General features: G+C 73.0%; 11 protein-coding genes and 1 pseudogene. 7 read left to right on the top strand and 5 right to left on the bottom strand.

Annotation, left to right across the window (positions count from 1 at the left end; all coding sequences use genetic code 11):
* The first annotated feature begins 358 nt into the window (after positions 1–358).
* Positions 359–855: pseudogene (locus AB0F10_RS40550) on the top strand (DinB family protein).
* Positions 856–875: 20 nt separating this feature from the next.
* Here the strand turns inward: AB0F10_RS40550 and AB0F10_RS40545 are convergent.
* On the bottom strand, positions 876–1,619 hold the full coding sequence (locus tag AB0F10_RS40545; protein WP_360638328.1) for an MBL fold metallo-hydrolase: 744 nt from the start codon (positions 1,617–1,619) through the stop codon (positions 876–878).
* A 46-nt stretch (positions 1,620–1,665) separates the two neighbouring features.
* Here AB0F10_RS40545 and AB0F10_RS40540 point away from each other — a divergent pair, with 46 nt between their 5' ends.
* The 6 genes from AB0F10_RS40540 (at position 1,666) to AB0F10_RS40515 (ending at position 6,832) form a co-directional block, all read left to right on the top strand.
* A complete protein-coding gene (locus AB0F10_RS40540; RefSeq protein WP_360638325.1) occupies positions 1,666–2,367 on the top strand; it encodes a hypothetical protein in 702 nt (233 codons plus the stop codon).
* Positions 2,368–2,579: 212 nt separating this feature from the next.
* The gene (locus tag AB0F10_RS40535) at positions 2,580–3,575 is read left to right on the top strand and encodes an ABC transporter substrate-binding protein (protein WP_360638322.1); all 996 of its coding nucleotides are present in this window, start codon (positions 2,580–2,582) and stop codon (positions 3,573–3,575) included.
* Positions 3,576–3,579: 4 nt separating this feature from the next.
* Complete coding sequence (locus AB0F10_RS40530; protein ID WP_360638319.1) at positions 3,580–4,374, top strand: methyltransferase domain-containing protein; 795 nt, start codon at positions 3,580–3,582, stop codon at positions 4,372–4,374.
* On the top strand, positions 4,371–5,117 hold the full coding sequence (locus tag AB0F10_RS40525) for an ABC transporter permease (RefSeq protein WP_360638316.1): 747 nt from the start codon (positions 4,371–4,373) through the stop codon (positions 5,115–5,117). The genes AB0F10_RS40530 and AB0F10_RS40525 overlap by 4 nt, the downstream gene beginning before the upstream one ends.
* 4 nt (positions 5,118–5,121) lie before the next feature.
* Positions 5,122–5,874 (top strand): ABC transporter ATP-binding protein, encoded by a 753-nt coding sequence (locus tag AB0F10_RS40520; RefSeq protein WP_360638313.1) that lies wholly within the window; start codon positions 5,122–5,124, stop codon positions 5,872–5,874.
* A gap of 121 nt (positions 5,875–5,995) precedes the next feature.
* Positions 5,996–6,832 (top strand): NAD(P)-dependent oxidoreductase, encoded by an 837-nt coding sequence (locus AB0F10_RS40515; RefSeq protein ID WP_360638310.1) that lies wholly within the window; start codon positions 5,996–5,998, stop codon positions 6,830–6,832.
* A gap of 111 nt (positions 6,833–6,943) precedes the next feature.
* Here AB0F10_RS40515 and AB0F10_RS40510 read toward each other — a convergent pair whose 3' ends face one another.
* From AB0F10_RS40510 to AB0F10_RS40495, 4 genes are all read right to left on the bottom strand, one after another.
* On the bottom strand, positions 6,944–7,567 hold the full coding sequence (locus tag AB0F10_RS40510) for a hypothetical protein (protein WP_360638307.1): 624 nt from the start codon (positions 7,565–7,567) through the stop codon (positions 6,944–6,946).
* A gap of 84 nt (positions 7,568–7,651) precedes the next feature.
* On the bottom strand, positions 7,652–8,851 hold the full coding sequence (locus tag AB0F10_RS40505; RefSeq protein WP_360638304.1) for a sigma-70 family RNA polymerase sigma factor: 1,200 nt from the start codon (positions 8,849–8,851) through the stop codon (positions 7,652–7,654).
* The gene (locus AB0F10_RS40500; RefSeq protein ID WP_360638301.1) at positions 8,848–9,267 is read right to left on the bottom strand and encodes a hypothetical protein; all 420 of its coding nucleotides are present in this window, start codon (positions 9,265–9,267) and stop codon (positions 8,848–8,850) included. The genes AB0F10_RS40505 and AB0F10_RS40500 overlap by 4 nt, the downstream gene beginning before the upstream one ends.
* Before the next feature lie 80 nt (positions 9,268–9,347).
* On the bottom strand, positions 9,348–11,677 hold a 2,330-nt coding region (locus AB0F10_RS40495; RefSeq protein ID WP_360638298.1), incomplete at its 5' end, for an NB-ARC domain-containing protein.

Below are 11,677 nucleotides of genomic sequence, written 5' to 3'. Positions count from 1 at the left end.
ATCGGGCTTCCGCGCTGTGGGCGCGGCAGGAGGGTCGGTCGGGCAGGCCGGGGTGGGTGGTGGGTCAAGCGGACGCACCTCGCCGGTTGCGCAGGTGGATGCAGCCCGCCGGTCACGCAGACAGACGCAGCACGTCGCTTGTGCAGGCGGACGCAGCACGTCGCTTGTGCAGGCGGACGCAGCTCGTCGGTTGTGCAGGCGGAAGCAGCTCGTCGGTTGTGGTCAGGGGGCTCTCGCAGGGTTGCGTGGATTCGGGAGGCTTCTTCGGCGCACGGGTCGCTGGGCGCTCTTGTGGCCGGCGAGGGTGCGCGCGGCGGGTGAGGGGTTGCTCTTGGGGGTGGTCTGGGATGCTTCGCTCATGCCTTCTTTTCCGCCCAGTTTTGCCGACCGGGTTGTTGCGTTGCCGGCTCAGGCTCAGTTCGAGGCGTTTGTCGATGAGCATCGTGATGCGCTCAACGGGTGTCTGGACGGGCTGACGGAGGAACAGGTGCGTCGGTCGTTGGTGGCTTCGCAGACCACGTTGCTGGGTCTGGTGAAGCACGCGATCTTCGTCGAGAAGGTCTGGTTCGACGAGGCCGTCACGGGCCGGTCGCGGGCCGAGATCGGCATTCCCACGACGTCGGGTGAGTCGTTCGCCGTCGAGGACGGCGACACGATCGCCGGCGTTCAGCGGGCTCACCGGGAGGCCTGCGAGGCGTCGCGGCGGGCGACGGCGGCGCTGGGGCTGGACGACATTCTTCCCGGGCATCGGCGGGGCCGGTTCCGCTGCGGTGGGTGTATCTCCACGTGCTGCGTGAGCTCGCCCAGCATTGTGGGCATGCGGACATTCTTCGAGAGCAGCTCATCGACGGGTAGTGCGGTGTCGGTGCGTGCGGTCAGGTCAGGTCGACGGTCAGGTTGCTGACGGCTACGGCCACGGTGCCGCCGTAGGCCTCGGCGGCCGCCGCCAGCGTGGCTTGCTGGCCGGTTCCCGGCCAGAGGTGGGTCAGCAGGAGGCGGTCCGCGCCGGCCTCCGCGGCCTGGCGTCCGGCCGTACGGGCGCTCGACAGGTATCGCCTCGAGTGGTCCGGCACGTGGTCCGGGTAGGTGGCCTCGGCCAGCAGCAGGTCCGCGTCCCTGGCCAGGTCCACGACATGGCGGCTGGGACCGGCGTCGCCGGTGTAGGCGAGTGCCCGGCCGGCGACGGTCAGGCGGATGCCGGCGTTCGGTAGCCAATGCGGCAGGAGCCGGGTCTCGGCGCGGAACGGCCCGAGCTCGAACGGCGCGCCGGGGATGACGTCGCGCACCACGTACGCGTCGTCGAGCATTCCGGGGCGGTCCAGGGCCAGCACGGCATCGAGCGCGCCGGCCGGCGCGTAGACCGGCAGGGGCGGTGACGGCCGGTCGCCGAGGGCGCGGGCGCGCAGCAGTGGATTGAGGTCGGCGCAGTGGTCGGGATGGCCGTGGCTGACGAACACGGCGTCGACCTGTTCCGCGGTGATTCGCTGCAGGAGCCGCGGAAGGGTCGCGTAGCCGAGGTCGAGGAGGAGCCGGAATCCGGCGTGCTCGACCAGGAATCCGCTGCACGCCTCGCCCGCCTGGGGCCACGCACCGCACGCGCCGAGAACGCTGAGCCGCATTCAAGGAATGCTACCGACACCCGACCGGGCACTGGAGAATGAGCGGATGCCGCATGTCCTCGACTCGCCCGCTCCGCTGAGCGCGCGTGCGCGGGCGTTCCTGACCGCGCACGCGCGGCTGAGGCCGGTCGGGGCCGGGCCGGGCGACGACGAGTGCCGGGCCGCCATGAGATCGGCGATCGGACACAGCGACGAGCACGCCCTGGCCACGTTTCGGCGTATCCAGCGGCGGTACTCCGGACTGACGTACCTGAGCCCCTTTCGTCGAAGCGAGATCGTCTTCGAGCCGGTGTTCGAGGCCGATCCCGAGGCTGGGCGGGTCGTGTTCCCGTACGCGATCATGGACACCGCGCCGGACGGCTGCCGCAGTGGCTTCGTGCTGCCCGACGAGGCGGTGTGGTTCGGGCTGTTGGACGTCGATGCGCCGGTGTTCGCCTCGCTCGACCACTTCCTGGAATGCGACGCCCTGCTGCACCACGCCCGCCGCCGGCGGCCCGTGTCCACTGTGACGCCGCCGGATGCCGCGGCCCACCTGATGGCGCTGCGGGATCGCCATCCCCTGCTGCGCCCGATCGGCGCGGCCAGCGGGTACTGCGTCGCCTGGTGGGGCGACGAGGAAAGGCTTGTGTACGTCGACGGACTGGACGCGCGGCTGGCGGCCGACGGGCGTGGTGCGAGCCCCGTTCCGGTCGTCGTGACGACCTGGCTTCTCGGCGAACCCGCGCCTCGACCCCGGTCTCTCACCTGAGCCTCGCCTCATCGGTGCCTTCCGTGACCGGGACACAACCAAGGGCCGGGTCCGGTGCCCGGACCGCGGCGAGTGGCGCCCGGACCGCGGCGAGTTCAGCCGGTTGCCGGTTGCCGGTTTGTCGCGGTGTCGGAACAGGGCAGATCGGTTGCACCCCGAATCGCGAGGCGTATCGTCGCCGATAAATGTCGATGATGCCGGGGGCTGATCCGATGAAGGGTGTCTCTGCTACGTTCGCCGCGATTCTGGCCACCGTCCTGCTGCTGAGCGGGTGCGGTGACGACGAGCGGTCCGGCGGCGGCGAGCCGCCGGGCGACAAGGTCACCTATCTCACCGCCTTCGGCGCGGTGGGCCGCGACGCCTTCGCCTGGGTCGCCCAGGAGAAGGGCTACTTCCGGGACGCCGGGATCGACGTCACCATCCAACTGGGCGCGGCGACCGGCGAGAACCTGAAGGTGCTCGCCGCCGGGCAGGCCCAGTTCGCCAGCCTCGACCTGACCGGCGCGTGGATCCTCGCCGGCAAGGGCCAGTACTCCGACGTCCGCGCCATCGCCGCGATCCACCAGCAGACCCTCGTCTCGATCATCGCGCTGGCCGGCTCCGGCATCACCAAGCCCGCCGACATCGAGGGGCGCAAGCTCGGCGCCGCGACCGGGTCGGTGAACCAGCTGCTCTTCCCGGCGTACGCGAAGCTCGCCGGCATCGACCAGGCCAAGGTGCAATGGGTCAACGCGGCGCCGCCCCAACTGCCGGCGCTGCTCGCCGGCGGCCAGGTGGACGCGCTGAGCACCTTCCTGATCGGTGCCAAGGGCCTGGAGAGGGCCGCCGGCGGGAAGCCCACGGTCGTGCTGCCCTACAGCACCTACCTGCCGGAGCTTTACGGCAACGGCATCATCGCGCCGCTTGCGATCACCCGCGACCACCCGGATCTGGCCAAACGGTTCCGCGACGCGGCCCTGCGCGGCCTGCAATACACAGTGGACCATCCGGAAGAGGCCGCGCAGATCATGAAGAAGGCGCAGCCCGCCGCGAACGTGGCAGCCGCCGTCGGCGAGATCACCCTGATGAAGCCGTACGTGAAGACGTCCGGCGTCCTCGATCGGCAGCGCGTCGCCGGCGCCATCTCCACTCTGGAGAAGAACGGGTTGATACCGCCCGGCCTGACTCCGGAGTCGGTCGTCGACTTCGCGCTGGCGCCCGCGAGCTGACCCGATGACGCAGCGGGGGACGTACTCGTTCGACAACGACGACCCGGCCGCGGCGCTGCGGCACCGGCTGCTCGCCGAGATCCTCGACCCGTTCACGATCGCCCGGCTCGGCACGCTCGGCGACCTCACCGGGTGGCGCTGCCTGGAGGCCGGTGCCGGCGGCGGCAGCATCGCGGCCTGGCTGGCCGGGCGGACCGGGCCGGGCGGATCGGTGCTGGCCACCGATCTCAAACCGCAGCACCTGCGGCCCGGCGCGGGCTACGAGGTGCTGCGCCACGACCTGACCGCGGAGCCGGTCCCGGGGCCGCCGTGGGAGCTGATCCACGCCCGGCTGCTGCTGTCACACCTGCCCACCCGAGTCGAGATTCTCGGCCGGCTGGCGGCGGCGCTCGTACCGGACGGGGTCCTCTTCCTCGAGGAGTGGGCCTCCGCGATCCGCGGGGTGGTGCTGGCCGCCCCGGACGCGGCCGCGGCCGACCTCGTCGAGCGCTACTACGACATCCTGGTGGGGCAGTTGCTGCCGGCCAACGGCAACGATCCCGCGTGGGGCTGCCAGGTGCACGCCGCGATGCTGGCGGCCGGGCTCACCGAGGTGAACACCGAGATCCGGGCCTCGTCGTGGCCCGGCGGCACCGCGGGAGCGCGGCTGATCGCGGTGAACGTCGCCCAGCAGCGCGCCGGCCTGCTCGGGGCCGGGCTCACCACCGGCGACCTCGACCGGCTGTGCGAACTCGCGGAGGACCCACGGCTGGTGGTGCGGGGAATTTTCACCTACTCCACCCTCGGGCGTCGCGGGTGAGGGCCGTCCCGCCGATCGCCGGCGCCGTCGGCACGGTCGCGCTCTGGTGGGCCGCCACCGTGGTCTTCGGCATCCGCCCGATCTTCCTGCCGGCCCCGCCGGACATCGTCGCCGCCTTCCGCGCCCAACCGGGCTACCTGTTGCGCGAGACCGGTGCCACGCTTGGCGAAACCGTCGCCGGCTTCGGCGTGGCGGTGGCGGCCGGACTCCTGGTGGCGGTGCTGCTGACCGCCTGGCGCGCGGTGGAACGGGCCATCCTGCCGGTGCTGGTGGCCCTGAACTCGGTACCCAAGGTGGCGCTCGCGCCGCTGCTCGTGGTGTGGCTGGGCTTCGGGGCCCGGCCGAAGATCGTGCTGGTGGTGCTGATCTGCGTCTTCCCGATCGTGGTGGCCACGATGGCCGGGCTCACCTCGACCCCGGCGGAGCTCGGCGAACTGAGCCGGTCGCTGTCCGCCTCGGGCTGGCAGACGTACGTCAAGATCCGCCTGCCGTGGGCGCTGCCGCAGGTGTTCACCGGCCTGAAGGTCGCGGTCTCCCTGGCGGTGATCGGCGCGGTCGTCGCCGAGATCAGCAACCCGAGCGGCGGGCTCGGCGGGGTGATCGTGCTGTCCGGCATGTCGCTGGACACACCGCTCGCCTTCGCCGCGATCACCCTGCTCGCCGTGCTCAGCACGGTGCTGTTCTACCTGGTCGTGGCGTTGGAGCGGCTGCTGGTGCCGTGGGCGCGGGCGATCGCCGGATGAATTCATGATCGACCTGGACCGGGTGTCGCGGTCGTTCGGCACCCGTGACGGCACGCTGGCGGCGCTGCGCGACATCGACCTGCGGATCGCCGAGAACCAGTTCGTCGCCGTCATCGGGCGTTCCGGATGCGGGAAGTCGACCCTGCTGCGCCTGATGGCCGGGCTGCTCGCGCCGACCGGCGGCACCGTGACGATCGACGGCACGCCGGTGCACGAGCCACGCCGGGACGTGGTGCTGATGCATCAGCTGCCCGCCCTGCTGCCCTGGCGGACGGTGCTCGGCAACGTCATGCTTCCGGTGGAGATCCGGCGGCTGCCCCGCGCCGAATACCGGGCCCGGGCGGTGGAGCTGCTCGACGCGGTCGGGCTGGCCGGCTTCCACCAGCGGCATCCGTACGAGCTCTCCGGTGGCATGCAGCAGCGGGTCGCGCTCTGCCGCGCGCTGATCCAGCGCCCCCGGGTCCTGCTGATGGACGAGCCGTTCTCCGCCCTGGACGCGCTCACCCGCGAGGAGCTGGCGGCACAACTGCAGGAGATGCACATGTCGGCGCCGGCCACGACGGTCTTCGTCACCCACTCCATCCCGGAGGCGGTCCTGCTCGCCGACCGGGTGGTGGTGCTCAGCGCCCGGCCGGGCCGGGTCCGCCGGGTGCTCGACGTCGGCATTCCGCGGCCCCGCTCGTTCGGCCACAACGCGCACGTGGCGGATGTGGCCGGCTGCGTCGCGGAGCTGCACGACCTGCTGCTGCGGGACTGAGGCACGGCGAGAATCGTTTGTTCTCGACCATCACCGCCTACTTCGCCGGGTGACGGGCCGCCGCGGGCGGTCGACAGATGCCGGCGCCCGTCGCGAGAATGGCTCGTGGGAGGGCGAATTCGTGAGTTCATTGGCCGTGGTGACGGGCAGTTCGGGGCGGGTCGGCGGCGCCGTCGTGCGGGCGCTCGAGGACGCCGGGTGGAGGACGCGCGGCGTCGACCTGTCGCCCGGGCCGCGTACCGGCGTTGTCGGCGACCTCCGGGATGCTCGGGTGCGCGACGCCCTCGTCGACGGGGCCGACGTCGTGGTCCACGCGGCGGCGCTGCATGCGCCGCACGTCGGGCTCGTCGGCGACGCGGAGTTCCGGTCGGTGAACGTCGACGCCACCGCGGCCCTTCTCGACGATGCCGGCGCCGCCGGCGTGCGGCGCTTCGTCTACATCAGCAGCACCAGCGTGTACGGGCACGCACTGGTGCCGGCGGACCGGGCGGTCTGGGTCGACGAGGACCTGCCGCCGCAGCCACGTGACATCTACGACGAGACGAAGTCGGCCGCCGAGCGGCTGGTCGCCGCCGGCCCGATGACCTCGGCGATCCTGCGCATCGCCCGGTGCTTTCCGGAGCCGCTGCCCGTGCTGGCCGTCCGGCGGCTGCACCGGGCCGTGCGGCTCGCCGACGTCGCGGCCGCAACGGCGAGCGCGGCGGCGCACGACGGCGTCACCGGCACGTTCAACATCGCCGGACGGTACCCGTTCACCCGGGCCGACTGCGTCGCCCTGCACCACGACGCGGCGGGGGTGGTCGCCGAGCGCGCCCCCGAGGTGGCGGCGGCATTTCACGCCCGGGGCTGGCCGCTCCCCCGGCGGATCGACCGGGTCTACGACTCGAGCGCCGCCACGAACGCCTTCGGGTACCAGCCCACCGAGGGCGTTCTTCGGCTGCTCGGCAAGCCGGGGTGAGCGAGATGCCCTGACGGCCGATCTCTTCACTTTCCGTGCAAATTCGATGACGATGGGGAGGAGGCGGCGGTCGGCGGCCGTAATAACCCCCCGGCCGTCGCCTCCCACGGGCTACCAGCGGTGGGCGATGTCCACCACGATCCGGCTGTGCGTGCCGGGGCCCGCCAGCAGCGTGGCCCGGAACGGCAGCCGGGCACGCACCCCGATGTCGAACGTCGTGTATCCCTCGAAGGAGCCCCCGTAGACCACGTCGCGCAGTGTGTCGTAGCGCAACACGTTGGCCAGGTGGTCGCCGTCGCGCGCGTCGATCGTCGAGCCGTTCGCGTCGTACGCCGGGGCCATCAGGGTCACCCACAGGTGCGCCCCGCCGGCCGTGTACGGCACGAGGTCGACGCCCTCGCCGTCGGTGAGCACCTCGGCGCTGTAACGCACCGAGTAACCCCTCGCCGTGCCGTTGAACTCGAACACGACCCGGTCCCAGCAGTCGTGCCGGCCGGTCTCGACGGAGATCAACGGTGCCGTGCTGAGCGCACCGGCGGTCTTGTCCGCGGAGCCCCAGGTGATGCCGCAGGATGGTGCGGCCGTGGTGGCAACGGCCAGGGCGGGCACGGCCTGGACCGCGCCGTCACCCGCCGCCACCGGTGCGTTGTCGTGTGCGGCCCCGGGTCCACCACAGGCGGCGAGCGCCATGCAGAGGGTCGCGACCATGAGCGTCCTGCCAACCGACATTCGCATGTCGCACCTCCAGTGACGGAAACGTGCAGCCGGCACCGTTGATACTAGGACCGCCACGCAATGCCGCGGTATCGGACTCCCAGCTCAATCCAGGTGCGGCGATGCCGCACGCGCGCGGGCCGCCTGGCGGACCAGGTGGTCGCGCTCGGCGACGTCGGTGGCCCGCCGGGCGGCTTGCGCGTACGCCGTGGCGGCGCCGGGCAGGTCGCCGCCGAGCTCGTGCAGGTGGCCCCGGACGGCGTGCCACCGGTGGCGTTCGCCGAGTACCTCGCGCAGCCGTTCGGTCTCGCCCAGCCCGGCGGCCGCGCCGTGCACGTGGCCGACCGCGACCGCGCGCCCGAGCACCGCCGCCGGGTTCTGGCGCACCGGGTCGGCGGTGAGGGCGACGAGGTCGTCGTACCAGGCGAGGATCTGCGGCCAGTCGGTCTCCTCGGCGCACGCCGCGTCGTCGTGCAGGGCGGCGATGGCGGCCTCGACCTGGTAACGGCCGGGGCGTTCAAGGGCCAGCGCCGACTGCAGCACGCGTACGCCCTCGGCGATCTCGCGGGTGTCCCAAAGGGCGCGGTCCTGCCGGTCGAGGGTGACGATGCGCCCCCGGTCGTCGAAGCGCGCGGGCAGCCGGGCATGGTTGAGGATCATCAGCGCGAGCAGCCCGCGCGCCTCCGGTTCATCGGTGGCGAGGGTGAGCTGGCGGGCGAGCCGGATCGCCTCGCCGGCCAGGTCCACCCGGCCCGCGTGGCCTGCCGAATAGACGAGGTAGAGCACGCGCAGCACGACGGCGAGATCGCCGGGCCGGTCCAGGCGGCGGCCCCGCAGGAGGCGCTTGGCCCGGCTGATCCGCTGCGCCATCGTCGCCTCCGGCACGTAGAAGGCGGCGGCGATCTCCCGGGTGGTGAGGCCGCCGACGGCGCGCAGCGTCAGCGCCACCTGGGAGGCGGGCGCGAGCTCGGGGTGGCAGCAGCAGAACAGCAGGAACAGGGTGTCGTCGCCCTCCTCGGCGGCGGCGGGCCGCGGCTCGGCGTACACGGTCTCCTCGCGGCGGTGACGGGCCGCCTCGCTGCGGCGGGCGTCGACGAGCCGCCGGGTCGCGACCGTCGCCAGCCACGTGCGCGGGTCGCGCGGCGGGTGCTCGGGCCACACCCGCAGCGCCTCGAGCAGGGCCTCCTGCAGCGCGTCCTCGGCGGTGTCGAAGTCCTCGCCCCGCCGGACCAGGCCCGCGAGCACCCGGGGGACGAGGGCACGCAGCGCGCCCTCGTCCTTCCATGGGGCCGGTTCGCCGGTCACGCCGGGTCGGTCGCCGACGGCGTCAGGGTCATGACCTCACGGACGTCGATCCACTCGTACATCGGCGTGCCGCCGGGGCCGGGCTCGGAGGAGACGTAGGCGGCGAGCTCGAGGGCGCGCTCGTGCGACTCGACGTCGATCATGAACCAGCCCGCCACGAGATCGCTGGTCTCGGGCAGCGGGCCGTCGGTGGTGACCGGCGCGTTGTCCGGGCCGCCGTAGCGCACCCAGGTGCGCGCCGGGGTGAGCGCCTGCGCGTCGACGTACTCGCCGTTCTTCTGCAGCAGCTCGTTGACGTGGTGCTGGAAGGCCATGTGCGCCTCCACGTCCTCGGGCGCCCACTCGTCCATCGCGGGCACCGGACGGTGCGGCTCCGGGCCGCCACGGTAGTGCTTGAGAAGCAGGAATTTCGGCATGGTGTCTCCTGATGTCGTGGGCCGCGCCTGCGTGGCCCTCATCTGGGGAGCGGAGCCGGTCGCGGCTTCTCGACATGAAATCACCCGGCAGGTGCGGCGGACAGCAAACCTTCGGCCTCGGCCCAGGCGCGTTCCGCCTCCAGGTACGGCGGCATGACCCCGGCCGCCGCGTCGAGCCGCTCGCCGCCGGCCCGTGCCTGGGAGCGGGCGTCGGCGCGGTTGCCGGCGACGGCGAGCACCCGCGCCAGCAGCAGGTGGGCGCGGGCCGCACCCCAGTGGTCGTCGAGCTGCTCGGCGGCGAGCACGGACAGCATCGCGTGCCGGCCGGCCGCGACGAGCGTGTCCGTCTGCCCGGTCGCCGCGGCGGCGAGGTGCGTGTCGAGGTGCGTCCGGGCCAGGTGGTGGTGCAGCAGCGCCTCGCGGTGTGCGTCGCCGGCGTGGCGCGCGCACAGCCGGGCGAGGACGGCCGCGGCGCCGGGCAGGTCCCCGGCGCGCCTGAGGGCAGCCGCCCGCGCCAGCCCGGTCCAGTATTCGTCCGCCGGGCCCTCTTCGACCGGGGCCGACGGCGGCACGTCGCTCAGGGCGGCGACGCGGTCCGCCCGTACGGCTAGGTCGGCGGTCTCGGCGTGGTTCATGAGTTCCCGGCCGCGGGACAGGTGCCGGGCGGCCCGCTCGGGCCACGGCAGCTGGGCGTAGACCTCGGCCGAGGTCAGGTGCGCCAGCGCCGCCCGCCGCCGTACCTCCGGCCCGTGCCCGTGCGCCGAGAGCTGCGCCACCCGGGTGGCGAGCAGGTCCACTGTCGCGTCGGCGTCGTCGAAGCGGCCGGCGATCGCCTGCACCCGCGCCTGCGCGACGCGGACGTCGAGCTCGCTGGTGACCAGGAAGCCGCTCCCGGTCGCCTTGATCGCGGCCTCGAAGGCCGTGTCGAGGTGGGGAAACGGCTCGGTGAACATCGCGGTGAGCCGCCAGCACAGGTCGGGCTCCTCGTCGACGGCCTCCAGCGCCACCTCGCGCAGGTTCGCCTGCTCCGCCAGCACCCACTCGGTCGCGGAGTCCGCGGGCGCGCGCGGCGACACGGCCGGCGCCCAGCCGTGGGTGGCGTCGAAGGCCGGCAGCGGGCGCTGGCCGGGGCCGCTGAGCGCCGCGAGTGCCAGCTCGCGATAGGCCCGGCGCAGCCGGTCCAGCGCGTCGTGGCACCCGGCCAGCAGGTCCGCGTCGCGGTTCAGCTGCGACTCCATGAAGGCCCTGACGACGGGGTGGAAGCGGTACCTGGCCATCTCGAAGCGGCGGTCGCGCTCCGCCGGCTGGAGCAGCTGGGCGGTGGTCAGCATGGTCGCCAGCACGTCGCTCGTCGACATCGGCACCTGGAGCAGCGGGCACAGCACCCAGGAGGCGAACGACGGCGACCGCACGAGCGTGAGCAGGCAGATCGCCCGGCGTTCCAGGACGCTGAGCCGCTCGAACTCGGCCGCGATGCCGGCCGTGACGGCGTCGTCCCACCGGCTCCAGTCGATGTCGGCGGACCTCACCCGCAGCAGCGCGGCCATCAGTTCCTCCAGCGTCTGGCCGTCGTAGACCACCCGTTCGGCGACGCTGCGGATGGCCACCGGCAGCCGGCCGCACGCCTGCACCAGGCGGGTGCTGGCGGCCAGGGAGCTGAAGCGGTCCATCGTCGTCACGGCGGTCAGCATGTCGAGCGCCTCGTCCGGCTCCAGCGGCCCGAGCCGGTACGACCAGATGCCCAGCTGGGGCCCGAGGTTGCGGCGGCTGGTGATGATCACCGCGCAGTCCGGGGTGCTGGGCAGCACCCCGATGACCTGCCCCGGGTCGCCGGCGGCGTCGAGGACGAACAGGATGCGCCGGCCCGCGGTGAGCGCGCGGAAGATGCTGGCCCGCTCCGCCGTGGTGGCCGGGATCGCGTCCGGCCAGTGCAGCGCCCGCAGCACGATGGTGAGGATGTTCCCCGTCGCCAGTGGCTCGCCGGCGTCGTTGAGGTTGACCATCACCATCCCGGACGGATAGTCCCGGGTGAGCCGCCGGGCGAGCTCGTGAGCCAGGGCGGACTTGCCCACGCCCGGCATGCCGTGAATCAGGATCGCTGCGGCACCCGTCGCGGTGCCCGCGGCCCGCTGCGCGCGCATCGTCGCCAGCCGCTGCAGGATCGTGTCGATCGCCTCGGCGCGGCCGACCAGATTGGACACCGGGTCGGCGGATCCCTGCCGCCGGGGCCAGACGAGCAGGACGGCGACGGCGCCGAACATCACCTGGAACGCGACCAGGCTGCGCACCCGCCAGGGCCACACGAGCGCCGCCAGCAGCACGACCACCACCAGGATCAGTGCGGCGAGGGTGTGGCGCCGCGCCTTCGCCGAGGCCATCAGACCTCGGCGAGCCGGGCGCGGGCGGCGAC

Source organism: Actinoplanes sp. NPDC026623 (genome assembly GCF_040638275.1).
In the GTDB taxonomy this organism is placed as follows: Bacteria; Actinomycetota; Actinomycetes; order Mycobacteriales; family Micromonosporaceae; genus Actinoplanes.
Note: the sequence above shows the minus strand (reverse complement) of the source record. Positions and strands in the feature narration are given on the sequence as shown.